We start from the raw sequence: 24498 nt of genomic DNA, 5'->3' as shown, positions 1-24498 counted from the left end.
GAAAATGATACAGAAAGCATACGGAATCAATACATAGCGTTCGTTTTAGACCGGTAAAGTAAGTGATTTAACTAATTAAGCACTGGGATGTCTTAATGGGTCAAATGAAAGCGATTCACTTTACTGTTATTTTGCCTGCTCATTCGATATGATGTGTGCGGAGTCGGGTTTTAAAAATTAGCATTGGAAAGGAATTTTGTGATGATCACTGTCAACGAATTAACGACCAACCTAAAGCAACCACTTCAAATTGAAATTTTAACCGGAGAGGAGTGGTATGGGGGCGACATTTTTGCTGGCTCACAGTATCCCTTGACCAAAGGGAGTTCGTACAAGTTAGACCTGTTCCACCTGGAAACGTACAATCAGGTGGCGCCAGCCTTCGTTTCGTCCAAGGGTCGCGTCTTGACCAGTCAGACGCCATTTTCACTGACAGTTAGCGGGGACCGCCTGAACGTTGTCACGCAGGATCACGTCAAATTAGTTGCGGGCAATGACGGTCTCAAGGGGTCACAGCAATGGCTAGCTCAGCATACATTTGAGTTGGGCAGCCTGCCGCCACAAGAGTTCTTCGAGCTTCCCCAGTGGAATACTTGGATGGAGCTGTTGTACAAACAGAATCAGACCGACATCTTAGCTTATGCACACAGCATTGTTGATAATGGCTTTCCGGCCGGCATCATCATGATTGATGACCTGTGGGCGGATTACTATGGTCGGTGGGAATTCTCGGCGCGTAAGTTCCCAGATGCTCCGGCAATGATTCAAGAGCTACATACTTTGGGCTTTAAAGTGATGGTCTGGGCCTGCCCATTTGTCAGCCCAGATTCACCAGAGTTCCGCGACTTATGGGACCGGGATATGCTGTTGAAACGTCCAGATGGCAAACCGGTCGTTCGTGAATGGTGGAACGGCTACAGCGCCATCCTGGACCTCAGCAATCCGGCCACCTATCAATGGTTCAAGGAAACCCTGCAAAATCTCCAGGAAACCACTGGGGTGGACGGGTTCAAATTGGATGCCGGCGATAGCTACTTCTACCGGGACGATGACGTGTCCCACATGAATTTATCCCCGGTTCAACAGACCGAGTTGTGGGGCAAGTTTGGCAAGGAGTTCCCTTACAATGAATTCCGGGCGCTCTACAAGAATCAGGGTGCACCGCTGGTAAACCGCTTACAGGATAAGCAATTCGCCTGGGGCGAGCAGGGGTTGTCTGAATTAATTCCGGATACCATTGCGCAGGGGCTGATGGGGTATTACTTCAGTTGTCCCGACATGATTGGTGGCGGGGAGATTGGTAGTCTGAAATCCCTCGAGACCTTCGATCAGGAGCTCATCGTGCGCTCGGCACAGTGCTCCGCGTTGATGCCGATGATGCAATTCTCCTTGGCACCGTGGCGGGTTTTGGACCAGGAACACTTAGATATTTGTCGGCAAACGGCTGACCTGCATCAACAATTTGCGCCAACCATTATTAAATTAGCGGAACATGCCGCTAAAACAGGGGAACCCATTGTTCAAACGATGGCCTATGACCATCCAGAAACGCCGCAAGCCTACCTGAAGAGTCAGTTCAAGCTTGGTCCCGCCTTACTGGTAGCCCCAGTCTTGGAAGCCCACGCGACGACCAAGTCCGTGTATTTCCCAGCGGGTCAGTGGCAGTCCGTGACGGACGAGACCGCAGCAACCATTACCGGTCCGGCCGAAGTGGATGTGCCTGTGACCCTCAGTAGTTTACCGGCTTATCGGCGTCTGTAATTAATTGATAGAATCGAGGATGAAAGCATGGAAATGGATCAGAGCGTCAAACAAAACAAAATTTTAACGCGAACCACGTATGCCTTTGGGGCCTTTGGTCACGATTTATTTAATCAAGTCATGAATAGCTATTTTATTATGTTCGTGACCAATCACCTATTCAACGGGAGTGATACCGCCGCCAACAACCGGATGATCGGGATTATGACGACCATTATCTTTGTTCTGCGGATTGCTGAACTGTTCATTGACCCCTTCATTGGGAACACGATTGATAAGACGAATACCAAATGGGGGAAGTTCAAGCCATGGGTGATCATCGGGACCTTGATTTCCGGGGTCTGCATGATGCTTCTGTTCAGTAACCTCTGGGGTCTGACGGAAAGTCCATTCATGTACCTGTTTGTCTTCACCTTTATTTACATCATCATGGATATCTTCTTCTCATTCAAAGATATCGGCCTGTGGTCCATGTTACCCGCACTGTCCTTCGATTCCCTGGAACGGGAAAAGACCGCAACCATTGCGCGGATTGGCTCGACCTTAGGTGGGACCATTGTGACCGTGACCATCATTCCTGTCATTCTCTTCTTCTCTAAGAGTAATGAAGGGGGTACCGGGGACTCCCGTGGGTGGTTTATCTACGCCGCCATTGCTGCCATTATCGCAATTTTGGGAGCGCTTTCTATTGGCTTTGGGACCCGTGAAGTGGAGTCACCACTGCGGGAAAACAAGGAAGAAACTGGCTTCAAGCAAGTGCTCGGTGTGTTGGTCCACAACGACCAACTGATGTGGTTATCCTTTGCCTACCTGCTCTACGGGATGGGCGCTTACCTGACCAACTCCCTGATGCTGTACTACTTCACCTACGTGCTGGGTCACGCGGCAATGTTCTCCATTCTGGGGATGGCCAACATGGTGATTGGTCTGCTGGCCGTTTCCATGTTCCCAGCCTTAGCGAAGAAATTCAAACGGCGGAACGTGTTTGTGTCATGTATCGTGATTCTTCTAGTTGCGTTGGCACTGTTCTCCTTTGCCGACAAGAACGTTTGGCTGGTCATCTTAGCGGGTGCGCTGTTTAACTTGCCACAACCCCTGATCTTCCTGGTTGTGCTGATGACCTTCACCGATATCGTGGAATACGGGCAACTGAAGTTGGGTCACCGGGACGAATCCCTGGTTCTCTCCGTTCGTCCGTTGATTGATAAGTGTGCCGGCGCCGTGGTTACTGGGATTACCGGGATGACGGCCGTCCTTGCCGGGATGTCTGGCAACGCCAAAGTTACCGACATTACCGCCAGCAACGTCATGACCTTTAAACTGATCATGGTGGTCGGACCAGCGATTGCCGTGTTGATTGGGACGTTCATCTTCCTGAAGAAGGTCAAGATTACCGAAGAAAAGCATGCGGAAATTGTGAATGAGTTGGAAAAGACTTGGAACAAAGACGAGAGTGACAAGTAAGTGAATTGACGTCAAAAAAGCGGTTGGCATGAGGTTCGTCCAACCGCTTTTGGCGTATTCAAATGGGGGCTGAGCCGGATATTAGCGAGAAAGTTCCCGCTTCAGCTGCAGATTGCCCCAGTCCTCCAGCGTCGTCAGAATCGCATGAAATGTGGCACCGTCAGTGGTCAGCCGGTAACTGTAGTCGTCCTCGGGGATGGTTTCAATCAGGCCCAGTTCGGTCAGTTTTTTCAGCCGGAGTAAGAGGTTGAACGTGGAAATACCGCGGACGGTCCGGCGAAGCTCCATGAAGTCTGTGGGAGCGGGATCAAGTTGGTACAGAATCAAGGCGTACCAGCGTTGGTGGAGCACCTCTAAGCCAAGCTCGCTACCCAAATTTAACTGTGTTAATGCCATGAGTCAGGTTCCTTTCGTGATTAGAGTGCTAGGTAATTGAACAGGCGGTAGCTGAGACGCATGCCGAAGGTTCGGTCGGGATTGTCAAAGTCGATGTCGATCAAGTCTTGAATCTTGGCGAGCCGTTTGCCCAGGCTGTTGCGGTGTAAATTGAGCTTGGCCGCCGTCTTGGTGACGTGGCAGTCGTTTTCCAAATAGACGGCCAGTGTGTGGAAGAGCGCGGCATGGTGGGCCTCGTCGTACTGCCGTAACGTGAGCAGCTGCGTGCACATGGTGTTTTTCAAGAGGGTACTGTTATCCACGTGGTCCAAAATGATGTAGATGTTGTACTTTTGCGTGGGGTTGAGCACCGTGACTGTCCCTAAGCGTCGTGCAATCTGCTCGGCCTGGCGACAGATGCTGAGAAATTCGGGCGTCTGGGCCACATCTTCGTACGGCTCAGAAATGAAGAAGACGTGGTGGGTCTGCTTTCCCAGCTTGGTCAAAACGGCCTGAGCTCGGGGCAACTGACTGGCCGACAGGAGCAGGACCAAGCCGGCCGGCGTTTCGGTCAGGGGCAGTGGTGCCGCTAAGGTTTGTAACGCGGTCACCAACGCAGCTGGATGGGCGGTTCCGGGTTCGGCGGTCACCGTGACGCAGACGATGTTGTCGGTGACCAGTGATCGGAGCAGCCGGGCGTCCGTTTGAGCGGGTGCCTGCAGGAGTTGCGCCAGCACCGCATTGACCTCACGCTGATTGGGATTGAGCGCGTACCGGTCGGTGAAGTTGTTGATGACCTGCAAGACGAGCCGTAGGTGGTCTGCGGGGATGGCTTGGGCTTGCGGCTGAACCAGGTACCAGGGATGCAGCGCTTGGGGATCTAACAGGGTCCGGGTACGTGGCTGATCAGATTGGCTGGCGGCAGTTGAACTCTGGCTGATAATCGTGCCGGCTTGATCCACGATTGAGACGGGCTGTTCTAAGTAATGACCAATCAAAGCCATGAGTGGGTCTAGTGAGGCACATTGAATGGCGTTCAGTAAAAATGCTTCGTTTGTCAAAATTATTCCTCCGGTGTGCAGAGTGCCTATTGATTTTGTTTTTTAGTGGTCATTGTTACCGCTAAACACTTGATATAACAGCGTTGTCGCGATATTTCGCTGAAAAACAGCTTAGCATTTAGTGGGCAACTTGTCCACTGATACGACGCTGGCTGGCGGGGAGCCGTTTCGATTTCAGAATGACTGTGGCCATCGTTGCATCACTCAGGAGTTGTCTGATTCGAGATGTCAGCGCTTACAAAATATGCTACGATATGTACAGCAGTTAAAACAATTGAAGGGAGCACAATCATGTCAATCTTAGTTAACCAGCACCAGTTTCACCTGCAAACGGCGCACAGTAGTTATGTCTTTCATGTGATGGAAAATGGGGAATTGGGCCAGCTTTACTACGGCCCCCGTATCCACGACCAAGCCGCTTATCCTGAGCTGATGGTCCGCGAGGTTCACGGGGCCGCGCCGGCCTGGCGGTTGGATAAACCAGACTTCCAGCCGGAAACGTTGAAGCAGGAGTTTGCTAGCCTGGGCAAGGGCGATTATCGCGACCCGGCGTTTCAGATTAGCGGACCGGATGGCAGCCGTATCAGTGAATTTCAGTATCAGGGTTATGAAATTATTGATGGTAAGCAGCGACTGGTTGATTTGCCAGCGACCTTTGACGATTCGGACGACGACGCGCAAACGCTGCTGGTCACCCTGAAGGATGCAGTGAACGGCGTCACGTTGACGCTGAGCTACGCCGTGTTCCCTAACCAGGACGTGATTGTCCGGAGTGCTAAATTTGAAAATCAGGGTGAGCAAACGGTGACGTTGGACCGCGCCTTGAGCCTGCAACTGGACCTGCCAGATGCGAAGTACGACCTGCTCCAGTTTTCTGGGAGTTGGGCTCGGGAACGTCACCTGGTGCGGTCGCCGTTACACAGCGGCACGCAAAGTATTGGCAGCTTGCGGGGCGCATCCAGTCCGCAACAGAATCCCTTCATCGCTTTGGCACGACCCGAAACGACCGAAGATCAGGGGGCAGCGATTGGCCTGAACCTGGTTTACTCCGGGAACTTCCTGGACCAAATTGAGGTGGATTCCTATGGGGCCGCCCGAGTTTTGACCGGCATCAACCCGACCGAATTTGGCTGGCAGCTGACGGCGGGAAGCAGTTTCCAAACGCCGGAAGCCATCCTGAGTTACACGTCGGCCGGTCTGAATCAACTGAGTCAGCAGATGGGGACCTTCTATCAGCATCACCTGGTCAATCCCCGGTTTGCGCAAGAACCTCGTCCCGTGCTGATCAACAACTGGGAAGGCACCTACTTTAACTTCGATGAAGCCAAGCTGACGGCGATTGCCAGTGATGCCAAGGAATTAGGAATTGAAATGTTTGTTCTCGATGACGGCTGGTTCGGCCACCGGGACGACGACACCACGTCGTTAGGGGACTGGGACGTTTACGCCGCCAAGTTGCCGAACGGCATTGCCCACCTGGCCGAACAGATTCATGGCATGGACCTCAAGTTTGGCTTATGGTTCGAACCGGAAATGATTTCCGTCGATAGTGACCTGTACCGGGCCCATCCCGAATGGTTGGTCGTGGCGCCACACCGCGAGAAGACACCAGGACGGAACCAATTTGTCCTCGACATGGCCAACCCGGACGTGGTCGATTATCTCTATGGCAAAATTAGTCAATTGATTGTGGAAGCCCATCTGGATTACATCAAGTGGGATATGAACCGGAACATCACGGAGGCCTACAGCGCCACGCTGACGGCCGACCAGCAATTGGAATTCACCCACCGCTACATGCTGGGCGTTTACCGGCTGTACGCGCGGTTGACCACGGACTATCCAGAAGTCTTGTTCGAATCCTGTGCCTCCGGTGGTGGTCGGTTCGACCTGGGCATGATGGCCTACGCGCCCCAAGCTTGGACTAGTGACGACACCGATGCCATTGAGCGGCTGCGGATTCAGTACGGCACCTCATACGGATACCCGCAAGCGATGATGGGCGCCCACGTCTCGGCCGTGCCAAACGACCAGACTGGCCGAATCACCTCGATTGAAACGCGGGCGGCCGTAGCCTACTTTGGCGACCTGGGTTACGAGCTGGACGTGACAAAATGTTCGCCAGCAGAGAAGGCGGCCATCAAGGAACAGGTGGCGTTCTACAAGCGACACCGTGAGTTGTTCCAGCAAGGCACGTTCTACCGCATCGACAATCCCTTTACCGGGGATGGCAACGTGGGTAGCTGGGCGGTCGTCAGTCCCGACGGCCAACACGCCATTGCGGCGCGCTACCAAATTTTAAACCGGCCCAACCCAGCCTACAACCGGCTATACCTGCGGGGACTGGTGCCCGACCAACAGTATCGGGTGTCCGGCGACCAGCACGTGTACTTTGGCGATGAGCTGATGCATGCTGGCCTGTTTATTCCGCACCTCCTGGCTTTAACGGAGGGTGTCGAAGAGTCGGCTGACTTTAGCTCACGGTTGTTTGTGATTGACGCGGTGAAATAGGTGAATTAAAAAATCAGGTAGCCGACGTTGTGTTGGTTGCCTGATTTTTTGTCCAATTTTGTCTGAACTAGCGTATAATTCTCATCAAATACTCATAATAGGGGGCCGAGGATATGAAAATTTTAGTTACGGGGTTTGATCCATTTGGCGGTGAGCCCATGAATCCAGCGATTGCCGCGGTTAACCAGCTACCAGATAAGATTGCTGGCGCAACAATCGTGAAGCTGGAGATTCCCACGGTGTTTGGTAAATGCGCGACGGTGGTGCGGCGGGCCATTTTGACGGAACAACCGGATGTCGTCTTGAACATTGGCCAGGCTGGTGGGCGCGCGGCCTTGACGCCGGAGCGGGTCGCCATCAATCTGGATGACGGGCGGATCCCGGATAATGCCGGGCAACAGCCGATTGACCAGCCAATTCAGGCGGACGGGGCCGCGGCGTATTTCACTCAACTGCCGGTCAAGGCGATGGCCCGGGCCATTCGGGCGGCGGGGCTGCCGAGCAGCGTGTCGACCACGGCGGGGACCTACGTCTGCAACCACATCATGTACCAGGTCCAGTACCTGCGCGCCACGGAATTCCCGCAGTTGCGGGCGGGCTTCATGCACATCCCGTTTCTCCCCAGTCAGGTGACGACTAGGCCAGGCCAACCGTCGTTGTCCTTGGCGGATGATGTTCGGGGCATGACGGCGGCCATCACGGCCATCGTGGAACGCGACGGGCAGGGTGATGTGGCGACGATTGAGGGAACGTTGAATTAGAATTTTGCTAAATGGGGATAGAAAAAATCGTGGACTGGGATGTCATCAGTTTACGATTTTTTCTGCGATGAATCTTTAGTTGAATGGTAGCTAAACCTGAACATTATCGCCGACCAGGCCAACGAAGGCGCCGTCTATATGCGCGTCCGGGTGGGCAATCAGCCAGGTGTTGGTCTTGAAGAGGAGCCGATTCAGGGGGTCATCATGGTTGACGGAAAATTCCAGGTCGCGGTTGGAGCCGGCCGGTAACATGACCAGCCAACGGAAGCCATCTTGGCCGAGCGCCTCACAGGGCACACCATGCAGGGTGGTGGCGTAGATTTCGATGGCAGTGCCTTTAGGAACCAAGAAAGCTTCCAGCTGGTCGGTGTCGTAGGTCAGGTCGTCGTGAATGTCCTGGCGTTTGCCCAACAGCAGGACCAGGTCGGTGGCGGCGAGGTTGATTTCAGAACTGCTGTGGAACTCGAGGCGATTCAGAAGGTGATTGTGCCCGATGCAGTAGCCGGTCTCGGTCGGCAGACCGCCGAAGAAGGTTTGCTCCAAGCGATGGGCCGCTTTGGTATCGGCGAGGGAAGTCTTGTTGGCCACGGCTTTCGTACTTTCAGCGGGATAGGGAACGGCAGCGAGGTTGGTGAGCAGTTCATCCAGGTCGCCAGCGTGAACGATCCGGCCGTATGGGCGAAAGCGCTCATCGGTGACATCAAAGATTTGCATCAGAATCATCCTTCCAAATTTAAGTTGCGCTCAGTATGGTCGCTAATCGTGAATTTTTTTAGACTTTGGGGTAAACATTTTAGTAAGGTGCCAATTGCGTGAAAAAAAGCCGGCTGACCAGACAATTAAGTCAGTCGACAATTTGAATTTCAGCGACGCGAAACGCTACCAGCTGGGCGATGAGGCCGGTGGGCAAAGGTTGATCATAGGGTAATTGGATAGCACCCTTAGAGGCCTTGAAGTTAGTAAGGTCATCGGCAAAATGGGCAATGGGTGCGGCCGTCGGGTACAGTCCAAGGTGGTGTTTCATAGCAGCAAAGTAAATGACCGGCTTGCCGGCAACGAAAAAGGCAGGCATGCCGTAGCTGAGTTTTTCGGTGGCGTCTGGGAGCTGGTTTTGCAGGAAGTGATACAGGTCGATTAGTTGGGGACGATGTTCTGTGGCGACTGCGGCGAGGTAGGTGGGGATGGGGGTCATTTTGGGGCCTTCTTTCTGGTTGTTTTGGGTTTATTATAGCAAAACAATGCCCCTTGAAGCCAAATGATATACTTTGGGAGCAATCTAGGTTTACTAACTATTTTACTTTTATGATTAGTAGGGTGGTAATTTGGATGAGAACTTTTAGTGCCAACGTTTGAAATTGACGGATGACTACTATCACGATACAATAGCAGGATAGATACCTTGAGAACTGATGTTTGCATTATTCTTGAAAGAGGAATTAATAATATGACGACAAGAAAGAATCCACTGGTTAAGCCATTTGTTAAATGGGCGGGTGGAAAAAGGCAGTTACTGCCAGAGATAAAAAAGTATTTGCCGAGCGGTATAAAGAGATTTTATGAACCCTTTGTTGGCGGTGGGGCAGTATTTTTGAGTATGCAGTATTCTAAGGTAACCGTTAATGACTTTAACGGGCAATTGATAACGGCATACATAGCTGTGAAGGATAATGTTGATGAATTAATTGAATTACTTAAGGAACACGAAGCCAATAATAGTAGTGAGTATTACTATCAGATGCGTTCTTGGGATAGAGATAACACGCTTTCCCAAAAGAGTGATGTTGAAAAGGCTGCTAGATTTATTTTCTTGAATAAGACCGGATTTAATGGCTTATTTAGAGTGAATTCACAAAATCAAATTAACGTGCCATATGGTAGGTATAAGAATCCATCTATTGTAAATGAGGAGGTTTTACGTGCAGTTTCACACTACTTGAATATTAATGATGTAAAAATACTTACAGGTGATTATTCGAAGGCAATTAGTTTGGCAAAGAAGGGCGATTTTGTGTATTTGGATCCACCATATGCACCGGTCTCTGATGACAAACAAAGTTTTGTTGGATATACGTTAAATGGATTTGGTGAAGATGAACAGCTTAGGTTGAAAGAGTCTTTTGATGTTCTAACTAATAAGGGTGTTAGAGCTATGATGTCTAATTCGAGGGTCCCGTTAATTGAAGAACTGTACTCGGCATATAAAGACACTACTCAGATTGTTAAGGCTACCCGTTCAATTAACTCTAATGCGGCTGGCAGAGGTAAAGTTGATGAAGTGTTGATTATGAATTACGATTATAAGTCTAATAAGTAAGGTAATGAATTATGGCTGAAAGTAAACTGGACAACGCATGGGATAAGCTATTTGAAAAATATGACATTACTAATGAGGTTGAGAGTAAGGGGAAATTTATAATAAGTGCCAATCAAATTAAGGAGTTTCGTGAGCCAAGACTAATGACAAAGTTTGATTGGAAATCTGCCCGCCCTAAAAAATTTATATCTCACAAGCTCTCTATTTTGCCAGATAGTCGCGGTGAGTATGTTATTGGCAAGTTTAGGGCTTACCAAGAACTTAACTATAAGGAGATCCGTCCGATTAGTGTGAAAATGACTGATTGGGTACGTTCCTTCGATGATTTTACTGTAAGTTCGGAGGCAGTGGCACTAAACATAGCGCAGATGACGGGTATGATCGATATGGTTTTGGGTAATGTCAGTACTCCTGCAGTAAGTACAATAACGGGACGTTTAAAGTCTGGACAGATTAACTATGATATTAGTATGATGGGCAGTCAGAAACCATATCATTTTAGTGTAAACAATAGCCAAGTAGAAATTGACGCTGGATTTGAGACACTTAATGAGTTAGTTGTAATTGAGGCTAAGAATCGTATTCCAAATGACTTTATTATTCGTCAACTGTATTATCCGTACAGATTGTTTGAGAACCTAGCAACTGGAAAGCGTGTTATACCCATTTTCTTTACTTATTCTGATGGTATTTATGCGTTTCATGTTTACAAGTTCAATGAATTGAATAACTATTCGAGCATTGAAAAAGTAAAACAAGTAAACTTCATTGTCGACAAAACACTGGACATTAATCTTGATGATATAAAGCGGATCAGCAAGGAAAGTGCTGATGTGACTCCTCAGGAAGTATCTTTTCCTCAAGCTGATACTTTTACACGTGTTCTTGATTTACTTGATGTTTTGCGAACTCCTAAAAATAAGCATCAAATTGCAGAAATTTACAGTTTTGATGAACGTCAAAGTGACTACTATGGTAATGCACTGCGTTATTTGGGGTTTGCAAAAAAGGATAGTGTCAATCATGTGTTTGAATTAACGAGACTTGGACGTAAGGTTGCGAGAATGCCTAATTCAAACGATCGAAATTTGATAATTATTCAAAATATGTTGTCGAGTAAAGCTATTAATCTAATTTTTAAAGACTTTTTGATTAACCAGGAATTCAGAAATGAATTTATCGATGATGTGATACGTAAGTATGGTGGTGTTGGTGGAAAATCAACACTACATAGACGTAATTTTACAGCCAAAAATTGGATAACTTGGATATTAGATACAGCTACGTTAGAATAACGTTTATCGACTAAAGCTAGAACCATTAAAAGTTGAACTGACAGTAAAGGCCCGGCATGCCGGGCCTTTACTGTATCAAAAAAAAACATGAGTATCATTTTCCTGTGAAATGGTTCTCCAATTAAACATACACTATTTTAGAAGATAGGTTTTACTCACATCTTTCTTAGTACTTGAACAATATCTTAATTAATTCTAAAATCTGTCATTCACTAAAACAGTGTTTCTTCTTCATTATGGATACGTCGCTTAGCGATCTCTAGGTATTCTGGTGATAAATCAATTCCGATACAGTGTCGATTAAGTAATTGGCAGGCAACAGCTGTGGTTCCGCTACCGATAAATGGATCAAGCACTAGCATTTCTTCAGTGGTTGAGGCTTCAATTATTCTTGTGATAATTGCAAGCGGTTTTTGTGTTGGATGGCGTCCAAATTTACGCTCTGATTGTTTAATAACGGGGGTTGACCATACATCTTTCATCTGTTTGCCGTGATTGTACTCACGCATTAGGTCATAATTGTAGTAGTGCTTTTGTTTGGCAAATTTTCTGGCCCAAATGATTGTCTCAGTAGAATGGGTAAACATTCGACAGCTAAGGTTGGGTGGCGGATTTAATTTTTGCCAAGTAATATTGTTGAGAATGCGATAATCGTGTTGCTTCATCAGATAGCCAACCTCATAGATATTGTGCAAACTACCAAATACCCAGATGGTACCATGAGGTTTTAGAATACGCCTAGATTCTTTCAAGAACAAATCGTTAAAAATTTCAGAGGTTTCATATTTATCATTAACCTGATCCCAAGCGCCTTTATCTACGCTAACTTTCTTTCCTCCGCGATTTGAGAATCCACCATTGGAAAGAAAGTATGGTGGATCAGCGACAATGACATCAATGCTATTGTCTGCCATTTTTTGCATGAGTTGAAGCGAATCACCTTGATATAAGCGAATTAGATTGTTTTGATAGAATGGTTGTCTCATAGGCCACCTCTTAGTATGAATTCAGATTGAATTGCCTAAGTATATGACAGTGGGTGTAAGTTGTCTCGAGAACGTACGTTTGAACTTATATGGAACACTTTAATCAGGAAGCTCTACTGTATAGAGGACTCGACTGGATAATTAGTGGTACTCAAAAAACAGCTACCTTCATCTAATTTTTGAGCTGGTGACAAGTGGAATTTGGGAGGCGAATTTGGGATTCATGTATAATGGATTGTAATTGATGGAACTAAGGCACAGATGGTCGGGGAGTTAATAATAATGGCACGTGGAACCAATAAAGCAAATAAAAATGATGTGTGGCAAAGAATATTCGACACAGTTGGCGATGAGATTACAGAGTCTATTGGTGAAAAAGGGTATTTTGATATCACTGCCTCAGAACTAAAGGATTTTAGTAACCAGCTAAATGGTCCAGATGTCCGTAATTTAGCAAAGTTCGACCGTTCGTATAGCTTGCCAACGCCGTTTAAAGCGGGTGTACAGGATATTAAAAATTACATCAACATCATGCCATTGGGGTATGTTGATAAGATCTATACGTATCGCTTGGGAAGATTCAATGCTTATGCAAATTTGGCGATTGATGAGACTAAACAGCCAGAGTTGATTCGCTTTCCGGATATTCAGACTATTTCGCCGGATACCATCCCATCAGAGAATACCTATATTGACGCGGCCTTTTCCAGTGGGATGTTAAACAAGGCATTGGATGATGGTGGTAGTCAGTTTCTGCCCGTACTGCATGGACGGATGGGGTCTGGCCCAATGGAGTTTAACATTGGAGTTGATCGGCCACAGAAGTTAACTGTGAACGGTGCGCAAATTGAGATTGACGCAACCTTTGAGAACAATCAGTCAATTGTTATTATTGAAGCCAAAGCTGTTCCAGAAGCTGATTTCTTAGTTCGTCAGCTCTACTATCCTTATTATGTGATTCATCATCGGGGAGTCACAAAGCCTGTACGTCCAGCGTTCTTATCCTTACTTGGTGGAAATTACTACTTTAATGAGTACGAGTTTACCGATCCCCATAACTACTCGACCATTCAGATGGTTAGGCAGAGGTCATTTAGATTCTTAGATAATTCACCAATTACTGAGAAAAAAGTTGTTGATATTTATAAGTCCAGCAAAGTTGTTACCGAACCTGTTGAAATTGTTTTCCCACAAGCCAATTCGTACATTAAGTTGGTCAAGACGCTCAGTCTACTAAATGATGCTTATCACGATGATGATATTGCGAGTCAGGGCTTACACAAACAAGATATTGCCAGTGTCTTTGGCTACGCAGAGCGCCAGGGGGACTATTACGGTAATTTAGTTTGGTATTTGGGACTGTGTACAAAAGTGAAAAACACTTATGTCATTAACCATAACGGACGGAAGCTATTACGGGAACTGGATACGAATGAAGGAAAATTATCGTTGATTGGGCTGCTATTGCAACATCAGCCTTTCCGGATTGTCTTCAAGTTTTTCCTCGATAATCCTAAGAAAAGAACGGTTGCACTCTCGTTAGACGACAAGCTTGAATTAGCAAACAAAGTGAAACCATATTTAAACACCGATTACAATGAATCGACGATGAAGCGGAGAATTGAGAGTACCGCTGCGTTAGTTCATTCCGTTATTTTTGATGCAATTGACGATAACTAGCCTAAATCCATGCTAAACTAAACCCAGAGAGCAGAAAGAGAACGCAAACCAACTAACAACTTATTTGGAGGCGTTTCAAATGAACCTAGAAGATATCAAGACCATTACCAACCTTGGCGCAGGGACCATGGGGCACGCTACGGCGCTACAATTTGCCATGAAGGGGTATCCGGTTCACTTACTGGACACCAGCGATACTGTGCTTGACCAAGGATTGACTGCCATTAAACATGACCTCGCCACCTTCCGTGAGGCCGGCCTGCTACACGAAGACGACGCGACCATCCTGGACCGCATCACGCCCACGACCGACTACACTGCTGCGTTGGCCGGCACCGATTTCGTGATTGAATCCATCATCGAAGACCTCGACGTCAAGAAGCAAGTCTGGCAACGCGTCGAGTCCCTGGTCAGCGCGGGGACCATTCTGGCGACCAACACGTCTGGTCTCAGTCCGACCGCCATTCAGTCGGTGTTGCAGCACCCGAACCGTTTTGTCGTGGCCCATTTCTGGAATCCGGCACAACTTATGCCGCTGGTCGAAGTCGTTCCCGGCAAGCAGACCGACCAAGCCACGGTCGACCTGACGACGGCGCTGATGAACCGCATTGGCAAGCACGCCGTTAGCCTGAAGCGCGAATCACTAGGCTTCGTCGGCAACCGCATCCAGTTGGCCGTCATGCGGGAAGCCCTGCACATCATCGACGCCGGCATCGCCTCACCCGCGGCCGTCGATGACATTATCAAATACAGTCTGGGCCGTCGCTGGAGCCTGGTCGGGCCCGTTGCCAGCGCCGACTTGGGTGGCCTCGATATCTTCGACAACATCAGCAAGTATCTCTACGCCGACCTCGGCGCAACGCAGGGCGAGGACCCCGCATTGGCGAAAAAGGTGGCCGACCACGACCTCGGTCTCAAGACCGGTCACGGGTTCTTTGACTGGGACGGGGATGCCGGCGCTGAAATTGTGGCGCAGCGGGACCGCGATTTGCTAAAACTATTGAAACAGGATGAAGACAAGTAAATTGAACGTGAAGACGGCCACCCCATGGTGAGGTGGCCGTCTTTTTGGCTATTTTTCCAAATCCTTTAAGCGTTGAAATTCCTTTTCGCCCAACAGGTGGTGGAGCGCCTGATCCTTGGGCTGGTGTTCCTTACGGCCAAGCGCGTAGAACAGCAGGCCCAGGCCAATCCAGACCGCCAGCATGATATATTCCGTCGGCCAGGCCAGCGCGACCGGAGACTTGGGATAGAGCGTTGCGACCGCAATCGTGACCGCCAACAGGCCACCCAGCAGGCTGGGCCACAGGCGTTTCAGGCGGAAACCACCATTGAGCGTCGGGTAAGTCCGGCGAATTCGCCAGAGGGCGACCGCCGTGATTGCCCAGGCCATGGCCACGAAGAAGCCACCGAGGTCTAGGAAGTAGGTCATCGCGCCCTTGCCCAACCAGCCGAAGCCGACCGCAAAGACCAGGACCAACACCGTCGCGTTGACCGGCGTATTGTGTTTTTCATTAATTTCGGCAAACTTGGGTGGCAACAGGCCCGCTCGCGCCAGCGATAAAATCAGTCGGGGCGCCGCCGTGAACAGGCCGATAAAGCTGGTCAGCAGGCCCAGAAAGGCAATCAGATAGGCCGCCGTTCCTAACAGCGGGAAGCCGGCCTCGGTAAATGCCGTGATGGAGCCCATGCTGAAGGTCGCTGTCTTCTGCCACGGGTAGACCCACGCGCTGGCCAGTAGCACGATAATATAGTAGCTGGCCGCCAGCAGAATGGCGCCGACCACAGCTTTCCCAATTTTCCGTGGGGGCATCGCCGCTTCCTCGGCCAGAATGGTCACGACCTCCCACCCCGTCAGAAAGGTCATGGCGGGCAGGACGAACCGTACCACATTGGCTAAGGGATCATTCCCGGTGGCGAAGGCCGGCCAGAAGTTTTTCGGACTCCCTTGCGTAAAGCCGGTGACGACCAGCGCGCCACCCAGGATGACCAGGCCGATAAATAGGACCGCCTGAACACCCGCCGTCAGCTTGGTGCCGCGGATATTTAACGCGAAAATGAAGAGGGTGAACGCCACCCCAATCGCCAGTTCCATCAGGGAGACGTGCGCCCCAGCAATCGTATAGCCTGGTCCCGTCGAAATCTTGGGGACCAGCGTCGCCAGCAACATGCTCGACGCCGTCACGTAGAAGGATAGCGCGCTCAAATAGGCCCCCAGGATCGCCCAACCGGTCGCGAACCCCCAACGTTTGCCAAAGGCCAAGTAACTGTACACCACGGGCCCGCCACTCCGCGGAAAGATGGAGGAGAGCTCCGCAAAGGACAGGGAGGCCAGCACGGTGATGAACGTTGCCAGCATGAAGCCAAAGATTTCGCCCCCAGCGCCGTACTTGTCGAAGAAAATACCATTGGTATAGATCCAGCTACTGCCGATGACGCTGGACGCACCCAAAATCAGGAGGCGGGGAAACGAAATGTGACGGGACAAATTCTGCATAGTTATCGCTCGCTTTCATTGAACTAAATAATGGTTTCGGGTCGTATGTACTTGTGAAATTCCTCTAGTCATTCTACCTGATGACAGCGTTTACAACAACGAATGTGGCTCGTGATTTTCACAAATAGGTTGCGAGCAGGGGCGACCGTTGCGGGATGCCAGCTTCGACGGTTAGTGAACGGCACTGGGTTGGTAAAGGTGGCGGCCAAACTATTTTTAAATTCAAAAAAATATTTGGCGATTAATTACGGAGTTAACCTAAAAGGGGGCGACAGCCATGAAGGCACGGCCAAGTCAGCGCCAGAAGTTAGCAGAGTTAGGGAACATGGAGCGACACCCATTCAAGGGGATTTTTGAACGGTACGGGATCAAGTCGGGGTACAAGGGGGAGGAGCCAACGATTTTATTGCGGCAGGTGCGGCTGATTCCCACCGAGCAATTATTAACGGACCACCTCTGGTTCAACCTGACCAAGGGCTTTCAGCGGCTAGGTCAGCTAGAGCGCGGTGATGTGATCCACTTTAACGGCCGAGTGAACAGTTATGTCAAAGGCTATCGGGGCCATCAGCTGAACCTGTTCAGCGAGCTTTCCCTGGACTATCAACTCAGTTGGCCGACGAAGGTTTGTCGACCAGCTGACAGTCCTGCGCGGCCACCGTTGCCCACGGAGCGGTGGCAACTCATCACCTTGATTCAAACGCAAAATCAGGATCTACCGCGTCATTAGCCACGCGGTTCGGCAAATGAATTGCGTCCGACCGGCATTTCCACTAAAGTAGAGCCAACGAAGATGACTTGAAATGGAGGAATGAGGATGCCAACAGGTTTGCGATTCGATGAGACTCAGGGTCAGTCGGCGACAGCGACGATGGGTGCCGAAACGGTGGCCTACCGGGCGTCCAGGGACATTAGCTACGTGATGATGCCGGTCGACCCGATTCAACGGTTGAACGTGTTTGTGCCGGAGGCCTACTTCCATGGCGGCACGGTCAACGGCTACCAGCGGGTGACGGCGCCAATTTTTATGCCCAATACCGTGGGGGGCTATTTACCCGGGCCACGTGACTTTCCGGAAAATCCGGATGCCTTTAGCCGCGGTGACACGATTGTGCGGGCCCTACAACGGGGGTACGTCGTGGTCTCGGCGGGCTTGCGCGGCCGCACGTCGACCGATGGCCAGGGCCAGAATACCGGGAAGGCCCCAGCATTTATCGTGGACATGAAGGCCGCCGTGCGTTACGTGAAATTCAATGCCGGCTGGTTACCAGGTAACCCCGAACGTATCATCACCAACGGGACCAGTGCGGGCGGCGCCACGTCAGCGTTGATGGGCGCTAGTGGCAACGCCGATTTCTTTGAAACACGCCTACAGGAGTTGGGCGCCGCTCCGGCAACCGACGATATCTTTGCCGTCTCGGCTTACTGCCCGATTCACAACCTGGAGCACGCCGATGCCGCCTACGAATGGCAATTTAAGGGGATCAATCAGTGGCACCGGCAAAAGGTTCGGGTCGAAAACGGTCGGAAGATTTGCACGCCGGTTCACGGACGCCTGACCCCCAATGAGCAACGGCTATCACCAGAGCTAAGTGCGGCCTTTCCGGCGTATCTGAATGGTTTGGCATTGACGGATCAGGCGGGGAACCCACTCACGTTGGACGCGGCGGGCGAGGGCAGTTTTAAAACCCAGATTATCCACGAACTGCTGGCCTCTGCCCAACACGCATTGGATGCCGGACAAGATGTGACCAAGTATGCCGGCGTCATTGTCAAAGGCCACACGGTCACGCGGATTGATTGGCCCCAGTATTTGCGCGCCATTACCCGAATGAAGAGCGTGCCCGCGTTTGATGCGTTGGCGGTGAACAATCCTGAAAATGACCTCTTCGGTAGTCGTTTGACGGCGGCCCGGCACTTCACGTCGTTTGCCCAAAAGCACACGACGGTGCCCGCCCAGTTGGCCGATGCCGACCTGATAGCCGCGGTTAATCCGTTGACCTATCTATTAAAGAAGCAGTCACAGGTCGCTCCGCACTGGCGGATTCGTCACGGGGCCGCTGACCGGGATACCTCGTTTGCTATTCCAATGATTCTAGCGACAAAGCTCCGCAACCAGGGTTATGACGTCGATTTCGCCATGCCATGGGCCACGCCCCACAGTGGGGATTATGATTTACCCGAGTTATTTGATTGGATCGATCAGTTGTGTCAGTAAAAAAATAATTCAGCGCCAGCATTCGCGTGCTGGCGCTGTTTTTACGTTCTGCCTTATAAAAAGTAAGCGAAAAAGCTTGCCAAAATATACCTAAGGGGGTATATTGAATCTCGTTGTTAATTAGCGACCGTTTTAAAAGCCTTGATGATGAAATGAAATAATTAGAACGCTGGCTAATTAGCAACTGAATGCCTATTGGGGTATATAACCAGGAGGAACTTAACATGATTAAAGAAATCCACGATGATAATTTTGAAACTGAAACCAATACTGGCGTCACCGTTGTTGATTTTCGGGCCGACTGGTGTCCGCCTTGTAAGATGATGGACCCGATTTTGAAGAGCCTGTCGACCAGCGAAGAGTTTGGTGAGCGGGTGACCTTCACGTCAATCAACGTCGACCATGACCAAGACGTGGCCAGTCGATTCAACGTTCAGGGAATTCCGACCTTTCTGATCAAGAAAGATGGCCAGGTGATCAATCGCCTGGTGGGTGCGCGGCCCAAGCCGTTGTTTGCTGCAGAATTAAAGAAAGTGTTAGGTGCTTAGATGACTCAAAAATTTGATTATATTGTTTTAGGTAGTGGTCCAGCTGCGTACGGTCTCGTGACCGCGTTGAAGGAAGCTCAAAGTTCTCAGACCGTTCTGATTGTGGACAATGATTTGTTCGGGGGGACCTGCCCCAACTATGGTTGCGAACCCAAGATTTTCCTAGAGGGTGCCGTGCGGTCCGTCCTGATCTCCCAACAGCTTCAGCAACGGGGGATTCAGACGGCTGCTAAAATCGACTGGCCCGCACTGATGGCAACGAAGAAAGCCACCTTTGCGCCATACCCAGCGAATGCGCAGGCAGCGTTTGATTCGGAAACGGTCTCCACACGCCAGGGTACGGCCAGCTTCGTTGATGCCCACACCGTGGCGGTCAACGATGAGCAATTTACGGCGGATAAAATCGTGATTGCGACCGGTGTGACGGCTAATCAGTTGCCAATCCCGGGTAAGGAACTCACCCACAACAGCAATGATGTGTTGGACCTGGCCGAGTTGCCGCAGCGTATCCTCTTCATTGGCGGGGGCTACGTCAGCATGGAACTCGCCACGGTACTGAGCGCAGCGGGCGCCAGCGTGGAAATTGTTGAGCACGCGCCCCATGCTTTAGGCGCGTTCTACCAGCCACACGTGAACGTGGTGGTCAAGCAAATGCAAGCACGTGGAATTAAATTTCACTTTGGCCAATCCGTGAATGCAGTGACGCAGACTGGCGCTGACTTTAGCGTGACGACCGCGGAAGGCGACAGCTACACGGCCGACTACGTGATTGACGCGACCGGGCGTCGTCCGAACATTGATAAATTAAATCTGGCAGTGGCGGGCGTTGAGACCAATCGGCAGGGCATTATCGTGGATGACCATTTGGCAACCAACGTGGCCGGGATTTACTCGGCTGGCGATGTGGTGGCGAAGTCACCCGCAGTTGCGCCGAAGCTCACGCCGGTTGCCCAGTTCGAGGGTGCCTATTTAACCGCGACTGACGACGAACCCATCCACTACCCAGTCACGGGCACGGGGTCCTTTACCTTTCCACAAGTGGCACAAGTGGGGGTGCCAGTGGCAGAAGCTGCCGAAGACAGTCGATACCATTTGAAGAAAATGGGCTTATCGCCTGACTTTGCCTATGCAGGGACCAATGATCAAGACGCTGAACTGATTGGGGTCTTTGACCACGACCAACGATTGGTGGGCGCGGCCGAGGTCAGTCAAACGGCCACGGACGACATGAACCAGTTGGTGAGTGTTATCGGCTTGAGACTGACTGCCAAGGATTTCCAACAGAAGCAGATCCTGATTTTCCCAACCTTGGGCACGAAACTGAAGGAATTTTTAGCTTAGTTTGACGGGAACCTGGAGGGAGGCTTCTGGGTTTCTTTTTTGGTTGGAAATGTGTGGAGAATACGACTGTTGAAAGAGTTTCTCGAATCAGCTATCCCAAGTCTGGCGGCCTTTGAAACGTGCTCCGTTAGCCAGGTCCCTGCGCTTAGCAAGACCTGCGACTCCTGCCCGACGTTGTCGAACAGAAGCCTCAGGTCTCCCTAATGCTCAGGGAAAGTCGGTCTCTCGAATCCTCTATCCCGAGTCTGGCAGCCTCTGAAACGTGCGTCCGCGGGCAGCTGGTTGCGCTTAACCCCACTAAGCAAACGACTCAGGCCCGGGGTCATTCACTTAGTGACGTTAATGCTCGCCAGCTAAACGCCCGCATTTTCAATCCCGAGTCTGGCGGCTTCTGAAACGTGCTCCGCAAGCCAGGTCCCTGCGCTTAGAAAGACCTGGGACTCCTGCCCGACGCTGTCGAACAGAAGCCACAGGACTCCCTAATGCTCAGAACCTAAACGGCTAGCTCCGCACTCTGTTTGTAATCCCAAACAACCTACCCCCAGCGAATTGGTTTACTTTCCGTCCAAACTCCGTTACAGTCGAGGCAATCACAACGGAAGGGTGACAATCATGCAAAGACTCTACGGCTGTGTCCCCCTGTTGAACGCAGTGGGGAGCTTGATGTTTCTCCTGATTATTTCGCTTCAGCCATCCACCATGAGTAGTTTCGGCGTCGACTTTGACTGGGGCGAGGCCAATGTTGCCATGGTAGCCATGATGCTCCTGATTATTACGGCGACGGCGTTTGCAAAACAGCGGCAGGCCAAGCGCATTGGGTTGGCTATCAATGGCGTCCTGATTATTGGCATGACCTTGGCGCTGTGGCACGCCCAGGTTCCGGCGCTCATCAGCGACTATCTGTGGCTATGGGCCTTGATTATGATTTTTAACCTGGCCTTGATTGGTTGGGGCTGGCTAAAATTAACGGCCAAAAAGAAATAACCCAGAGAAATCGTCAGTGATTTCTCCGAGTTATTTTTTTACAGAAAATTAGGTTGCTAGATAATAATGCCGTTACAGTGATCGACTTCGTGTTGAATAATTTGTGCCACAAAACCAGTGAACGTCTGATGCTGTTTCTGGTAGGCCTGATTGAGGAAGTCAACTTCAATCGTCTTAAACCGTTTCGTTGGCCGCTCGCCGGTCAGTGAGAGGCAGCCCTCAGTGGTTTGAAACGGGCCGGCCTGCTTGGTGATGACCGGATTGATCATGGCGACGGGCAAAATCCCCATATCGACCACGATGATGCGTAGGTTAACGCCAATCATGTTGGCGGCCATCCCCACGCAGTTTTCACTGTTGGCTTTGAGGGTGTCGAGTAAGTCGGTAACGGTTGCGGCGTCGGCCTTGGTGGCGGGCCGGCTCTTTTGTGCTAAACGAGTTTGGTCGTGAACAACGGGTCTAATCATGGGAAGCCTCCAAAAGTTGTTTGAGTTTCATGGTCGTGTTGTAGTTGCGGGTACTGGTCTGCTGGTAAAGCGGCGTGCCCATAATCTTGGAATAGAAGGAGCGACTAAAGTGGTGCTTGAGCGTCGACGTCCAGAAAATCACGTTAGGCGTGACCACCACCTGGTCGTAGTCCGCGGTGACGTGGTCGACCAGCCAGGTGTCATTGGCGTTGGCGTAGTCATTTAGTTTGAAGAGCGCGTTGTGCCGGAGCTGGTCGTCGGCGCCCCACCACGCGGGAGCTTGGGCGAGGTCGGTGAGAAATTCCGGCTGGGCTAACAGGCGAAACGGGAGGGGAAAGTCAAAATGACTGGTGAGCACGTGCTGAATGGTGATTTCGCAGTCGACTTGCGGCTGGTCGCTAGTGACCAAAAGGTTGCCGCTATTGATATATGAGCGCACATGGGTAAAGCCAGCGGCTGTCAGGTAATCGCGTAAATCCGCCATTGGCACGCGATGGTTACCGCCAACGTTGATGCCGCGCAGGAGAAGTAGGTAGTCCATGGGGTCAGTCCCTTCTAAACGTTGAAGTCGGTTTTATTATAGCATGATTGGGGGCACACATTTAGGATGGCTTATGGGAACTTAGCCGTGAACGGACGAAGAAACCGATGGCTCTTTCTTTTAATTGTTACAAATTCAATTTCACCAGATTTTATCGGCTGAAAAACCACCCAGAAGCGTATAATTAAGGGGATAGAGACGGGCCAGACCCACTCTTATTTCGGGGAGGATTTACACATGAAAAAGATGATGCTGGCGGTTGCGACCGCTGTGACGTTGTTGGCTGTCGGGGGCGTGTCACTGGGGACACCGGTGACGGCACAGGCGAAAACCAAGACAACTTTGAAAGCGGTGCCGCAACGTTACCGGCACACGTGGTACCACTACGAACATGGCAAGATGGACACGCTGACGTTTAGTGCCAAGCGAATCTCTGGCCTGACGTACTACGATGGGCAGGGGGCCAAGTATGTGGCCCACATTCACCATCACAAGTTAAGCGCGAAGAAATTTAAGAAACACTATTCCTGGAGTACGGTCACGAACAAAAAGGCGCACCAAGCGCAATGGATCAACGTTCGTGGCTGGAATCAAATCATGGGGGATGGCGATTTCTACAAAGTGATGACCAAGACCTATCATGGCAAGAAAATCAGCGTCCTGAGTCAGGCTGGCGGTGCCGGCATCTGGACCAGCGCACACTACTACCGGACGAAGCAACTCGCCAAGCAACGGGGACCGCGGTACTTTAGCAACGAAGTTTACTATCCCATGAATGTTTAACTGCAAGAACTAGCGGGGCGTCAAGGTCTGGCCAATCAATCCTGTGTCTAGTGTTCGGACAACTGTAGGAGGGATTTTCATGCGTATCAATGTGTTACAGCATGTGGCCGACGAGGGCCCCGGTGCCATTACGAGTTGGGCCAACGCCAACCGCCATGAGCTTTTTGTCTATCATCCAGCCGTGTATGGCAAATTACCGACCGCGGCGGAGACGGACCTGTTGGTAATTTTAGGGGGACCGATGAGTCCCAATGACGACTACCCCTGGATCAAGGCGGAACGCGCGTTGATTCAGAAACTGTTAGCCGCTCACAAGCCAATCTTTGGCGTGTGCTTTGGTGCCCAACAGATTACGAAGCTGCTCGGCTATCCGGTGAAAAAGGCCCCGGCCAAGGAAGTGGGCTGGGCCCCGGTCACGCGGCAAAGCACGGCAATCGCCGGACTTCCCGCCAGCCTGGAAGTCTTACATTGGCACGAGGAGATGTTTGAGATTCCCCAGGGCGCCCAGCTGTTATTCTCCAGCCAGCACCTGCGGAATCAGGGCTTCTTGCTAGGCGACAACGTGATTGGCCTACAGTTTCACATCGAACCGCAGCCCAACAACGTGCGCGAGATGGTAGTCAACGATGGCGATTACGCGGCCGGGTCCGTCTTGCAGCAGACACCACAAGAAATCCTTGATCATGAGGAATCCGTTGAGATGGAGGCGTTGACCTTCCGTTTGCTAGATTTTATTAGTAAGCACGTTTCGGCTGATGACAACGGTCAGCTGACCTAAACAATATAGTTGAGTGAACACCCGCTACCGAACGTTTTATCGGCGCGGGTGTTTTTGGTTTGTGACGGGTTAGAGGACAGTTTGTAAGATAGCGAGGGTGAGTCCTTGTCGAGTTCTTGTGAAAGCGCTATCATAA

The 24498-nt window shown here is 50.6% G+C and carries 23 protein-coding genes; 15 read left to right on the top strand and 8 right to left on the bottom strand.

Annotated features, from left to right (window positions below; genetic code table 11):
- Window positions 1-201 precede the first annotated feature (201 nt).
- Both JUF22_RS03575 and JUF22_RS03570 read left to right on the top strand, forming a co-directional pair.
- Entirely contained in the window at window positions 202-1761 is a 1560-nt protein-coding gene (locus tag JUF22_RS03575) for a glycoside hydrolase family 31 protein (RefSeq protein ID WP_203643403.1), read from the top strand.
- A 27-nt stretch (window positions 1762-1788) separates the two neighbouring features.
- Window positions 1789-3225, top strand: coding sequence for a glycoside-pentoside-hexuronide (GPH):cation symporter (locus tag JUF22_RS03570; RefSeq protein ID WP_203643400.1), 1437 nt, complete (start codon window positions 1789-1791; stop codon window positions 3223-3225).
- An 81-nt stretch (window positions 3226-3306) separates the two neighbouring features.
- Here the strand turns inward: JUF22_RS03570 and JUF22_RS03565 are convergent, their stop codons facing one another.
- Both JUF22_RS03565 and JUF22_RS03560 read right to left on the bottom strand, forming a co-directional pair.
- Window positions 3307-3621, bottom strand: coding sequence for a winged helix-turn-helix transcriptional regulator (locus tag JUF22_RS03565; protein ID WP_203643397.1), 315 nt, complete (start codon window positions 3619-3621; stop codon window positions 3307-3309).
- A gap of 20 nt (window positions 3622-3641) precedes the next feature.
- Window positions 3642-4661: a PucR family transcriptional regulator gene (locus JUF22_RS03560; RefSeq protein ID WP_203643394.1), complete on the bottom strand. Its 1020-nt coding sequence runs from the start codon at window positions 4659-4661 to the stop codon at window positions 3642-3644.
- A 291-nt stretch (window positions 4662-4952) separates the two neighbouring features.
- Between JUF22_RS03560 and JUF22_RS03555 the strand changes: the two genes are divergently transcribed.
- Window positions 4953-7172, top strand: coding sequence for an alpha-galactosidase (locus JUF22_RS03555; protein ID WP_203643391.1), 2220 nt, complete (start codon window positions 4953-4955; stop codon window positions 7170-7172).
- 113 nt (window positions 7173-7285) lie between these two features.
- Window positions 7286-7933, top strand: coding sequence for a pyroglutamyl-peptidase I (gene pcp, locus JUF22_RS03550; protein WP_203643388.1), 648 nt, complete (start codon window positions 7286-7288; stop codon window positions 7931-7933).
- A gap of 90 nt (window positions 7934-8023) precedes the next feature.
- Here pcp and JUF22_RS03545 read toward each other — a convergent pair whose 3' ends face one another.
- Window positions 8024-8647: a DUF4867 family protein gene (locus tag JUF22_RS03545; protein WP_203643385.1), complete on the bottom strand. Its 624-nt coding sequence runs from the start codon at window positions 8645-8647 to the stop codon at window positions 8024-8026.
- A 130-nt stretch (window positions 8648-8777) separates the two neighbouring features.
- Complete coding sequence (locus JUF22_RS03540) at window positions 8778-9125, bottom strand: iron chaperone (protein ID WP_203643382.1); 348 nt, start codon at window positions 9123-9125, stop codon at window positions 8778-8780.
- Window positions 9126-9377: 252 nt separating this feature from the next.
- Here JUF22_RS03540 and JUF22_RS03535 point away from each other — a divergent pair, with 252 nt between their 5' ends.
- Window positions 9378-10247 carry a DNA adenine methylase gene (locus tag JUF22_RS03535; protein ID WP_203643379.1) on the top strand — a complete coding sequence of 290 codons (870 nt, stop codon included), beginning with the start codon at window positions 9378-9380 and terminating at the stop codon, window positions 10245-10247.
- An 11-nt stretch (window positions 10248-10258) separates the two neighbouring features.
- Complete coding sequence (locus JUF22_RS03530) at window positions 10259-11542, top strand: type II restriction enzyme (protein WP_236000701.1); 1284 nt, start codon at window positions 10259-10261, stop codon at window positions 11540-11542.
- A 212-nt stretch (window positions 11543-11754) separates the two neighbouring features.
- On the opposite strand, the gene JUF22_RS03525 is transcribed toward JUF22_RS03530, so the two are convergent.
- Window positions 11755-12528: a DNA-methyltransferase gene (locus JUF22_RS03525; RefSeq protein ID WP_203643376.1), complete on the bottom strand. Its 774-nt coding sequence runs from the start codon at window positions 12526-12528 to the stop codon at window positions 11755-11757.
- 282 nt (window positions 12529-12810) lie between these two features.
- Here JUF22_RS03525 and JUF22_RS03520 point away from each other — a divergent pair, with 282 nt between their 5' ends.
- Window positions 12811-14208 (top strand): type II restriction enzyme, encoded by a 1398-nt coding sequence (locus tag JUF22_RS03520; RefSeq protein ID WP_203643373.1) that lies wholly within the window; start codon window positions 12811-12813, stop codon window positions 14206-14208.
- A 79-nt stretch (window positions 14209-14287) separates the two neighbouring features.
- A complete protein-coding gene (locus JUF22_RS03515; RefSeq protein WP_203643370.1) occupies window positions 14288-15232 on the top strand; it encodes a 3-hydroxyacyl-CoA dehydrogenase family protein in 945 nt (314 codons plus the stop codon).
- 48 nt (window positions 15233-15280) lie between these two features.
- On the opposite strand, the gene JUF22_RS03510 is transcribed toward JUF22_RS03515, so the two are convergent.
- Window positions 15281-16705 (bottom strand): APC family permease, encoded by a 1425-nt coding sequence (locus tag JUF22_RS03510; protein WP_203643368.1) that lies wholly within the window; start codon window positions 16703-16705, stop codon window positions 15281-15283.
- A gap of 277 nt (window positions 16706-16982) precedes the next feature.
- On the opposite strand from JUF22_RS03510, the gene JUF22_RS03505 reads away from it, so the two are divergent.
- From JUF22_RS03505 to JUF22_RS03485, 5 genes are all read left to right on the top strand, one after another.
- A complete protein-coding gene (locus JUF22_RS03505) occupies window positions 16983-17432 on the top strand; it encodes a hypothetical protein (RefSeq protein WP_203643365.1) in 450 nt (149 codons plus the stop codon).
- Between the two features lie 87 nt (window positions 17433-17519).
- The gene (locus tag JUF22_RS03500) at window positions 17520-18920 is read left to right on the top strand and encodes a subtype B tannase (RefSeq protein WP_236000700.1); all 1401 of its coding nucleotides are present in this window, start codon (window positions 17520-17522) and stop codon (window positions 18918-18920) included.
- A gap of 224 nt (window positions 18921-19144) precedes the next feature.
- On the top strand, window positions 19145-19468 hold the full coding sequence (locus JUF22_RS03495) for a thioredoxin family protein (RefSeq protein ID WP_203643362.1): 324 nt from the start codon (window positions 19145-19147) through the stop codon (window positions 19466-19468).
- Window positions 19469-20809: a dihydrolipoyl dehydrogenase family protein gene (locus JUF22_RS03490; RefSeq protein ID WP_203643359.1), complete on the top strand. Its 1341-nt coding sequence runs from the start codon at window positions 19469-19471 to the stop codon at window positions 20807-20809.
- A 612-nt stretch (window positions 20810-21421) separates the two neighbouring features.
- Window positions 21422-21793 (top strand): hypothetical protein, encoded by a 372-nt coding sequence (locus tag JUF22_RS03485; protein WP_203643356.1) that lies wholly within the window; start codon window positions 21422-21424, stop codon window positions 21791-21793.
- A gap of 56 nt (window positions 21794-21849) precedes the next feature.
- On the opposite strand, the gene JUF22_RS03480 is transcribed toward JUF22_RS03485, so the two are convergent.
- Together JUF22_RS03480 and JUF22_RS03475 are read right to left on the bottom strand one after the other, a co-directional pair.
- Window positions 21850-22260: a peptide deformylase gene (locus JUF22_RS03480; RefSeq protein WP_203643353.1), complete on the bottom strand. Its 411-nt coding sequence runs from the start codon at window positions 22258-22260 to the stop codon at window positions 21850-21852.
- Window positions 22253-22801 carry a DUF1697 domain-containing protein gene (locus JUF22_RS03475; protein WP_203643344.1) on the bottom strand — a complete coding sequence of 183 codons (549 nt, stop codon included), beginning with the start codon at window positions 22799-22801 and terminating at the stop codon, window positions 22253-22255. Before JUF22_RS03475 ends, JUF22_RS03480 begins: the two co-directional genes overlap by 8 nt.
- A gap of 237 nt (window positions 22802-23038) precedes the next feature.
- On the opposite strand from JUF22_RS03475, the gene JUF22_RS03470 reads away from it, so the two are divergent.
- Window positions 23039-23584, top strand: coding sequence for a hypothetical protein (locus JUF22_RS03470; protein WP_203643342.1), 546 nt, complete (start codon window positions 23039-23041; stop codon window positions 23582-23584).
- A 79-nt stretch (window positions 23585-23663) separates the two neighbouring features.
- On the top strand, window positions 23664-24362 hold the full coding sequence (locus JUF22_RS03465; protein WP_203643339.1) for a type 1 glutamine amidotransferase: 699 nt from the start codon (window positions 23664-23666) through the stop codon (window positions 24360-24362).
- Window positions 24363-24498: the final 136 nt, after the last annotated feature.

This window comes from Levilactobacillus lanxiensis, assembly GCF_016861655.1.
Classification (GTDB): domain Bacteria; phylum Bacillota; class Bacilli; order Lactobacillales; family Lactobacillaceae; genus Levilactobacillus; species Levilactobacillus lanxiensis.
The sequence above is the reverse complement of the archived record's forward strand: the minus strand, read 5'-3'. Positions and strand labels throughout refer to the sequence as shown.

Coding starts and splice junctions, on each gene's coding strand:
- JUF22_RS03575 (WP_203643403.1), top strand. CDS start 202: ATGATCACTGTCAACGAATTAACGACCAACCTAAAGCAACCACTTCAA.
- JUF22_RS03570 (WP_203643400.1), top strand. CDS start 1,789: ATGGAAATGGATCAGAGCGTCAAACAAAACAAAATTTTAACGCGAACC.
- JUF22_RS03565 (WP_203643397.1), bottom strand. CDS start 3,621: ATGGCATTAACACAGTTAAATTTGGGTAGCGAGCTTGGCTTAGAGGTG.
- JUF22_RS03555 (WP_203643391.1), top strand. CDS start 4,953: ATGTCAATCTTAGTTAACCAGCACCAGTTTCACCTGCAAACGGCGCAC.
- pcp (WP_203643388.1), top strand. CDS start 7,286: ATGAAAATTTTAGTTACGGGGTTTGATCCATTTGGCGGTGAGCCCATG.
- JUF22_RS03545 (WP_203643385.1), bottom strand. CDS start 8,647: ATGCAAATCTTTGATGTCACCGATGAGCGCTTTCGCCCATACGGCCGG.
- JUF22_RS03540 (WP_203643382.1), bottom strand. CDS start 9,125: ATGACCCCCATCCCCACCTACCTCGCCGCAGTCGCCACAGAACATCGT.
- JUF22_RS03535 (WP_203643379.1), top strand. CDS start 9,378: ATGACGACAAGAAAGAATCCACTGGTTAAGCCATTTGTTAAATGGGCG.
- JUF22_RS03530 (WP_236000701.1), top strand. CDS start 10,259: ATGGCTGAAAGTAAACTGGACAACGCATGGGATAAGCTATTTGAAAAA.
- JUF22_RS03525 (WP_203643376.1), bottom strand. CDS start 12,528: ATGAGACAACCATTCTATCAAAACAATCTAATTCGCTTATATCAAGGT.
- JUF22_RS03520 (WP_203643373.1), top strand. CDS start 12,811: ATGGCACGTGGAACCAATAAAGCAAATAAAAATGATGTGTGGCAAAGA.
- JUF22_RS03515 (WP_203643370.1), top strand. CDS start 14,288: ATGAACCTAGAAGATATCAAGACCATTACCAACCTTGGCGCAGGGACC.
- JUF22_RS03510 (WP_203643368.1), bottom strand. CDS start 16,705: ATGCAGAATTTGTCCCGTCACATTTCGTTTCCCCGCCTCCTGATTTTG.
- JUF22_RS03505 (WP_203643365.1), top strand. CDS start 16,983: ATGAAGGCACGGCCAAGTCAGCGCCAGAAGTTAGCAGAGTTAGGGAAC.
- JUF22_RS03500 (WP_236000700.1), top strand. CDS start 17,520: ATGCCAACAGGTTTGCGATTCGATGAGACTCAGGGTCAGTCGGCGACA.
- JUF22_RS03495 (WP_203643362.1), top strand. CDS start 19,145: ATGATTAAAGAAATCCACGATGATAATTTTGAAACTGAAACCAATACT.
- JUF22_RS03490 (WP_203643359.1), top strand. CDS start 19,469: ATGACTCAAAAATTTGATTATATTGTTTTAGGTAGTGGTCCAGCTGCG.
- JUF22_RS03485 (WP_203643356.1), top strand. CDS start 21,422: ATGCAAAGACTCTACGGCTGTGTCCCCCTGTTGAACGCAGTGGGGAGC.
- JUF22_RS03480 (WP_203643353.1), bottom strand. CDS start 22,260: ATGATTAGACCCGTTGTTCACGACCAAACTCGTTTAGCACAAAAGAGC.
- JUF22_RS03475 (WP_203643344.1), bottom strand. CDS start 22,801: ATGGACTACCTACTTCTCCTGCGCGGCATCAACGTTGGCGGTAACCAT.
- JUF22_RS03470 (WP_203643342.1), top strand. CDS start 23,039: ATGAAAAAGATGATGCTGGCGGTTGCGACCGCTGTGACGTTGTTGGCT.
- JUF22_RS03465 (WP_203643339.1), top strand. CDS start 23,664: ATGCGTATCAATGTGTTACAGCATGTGGCCGACGAGGGCCCCGGTGCC.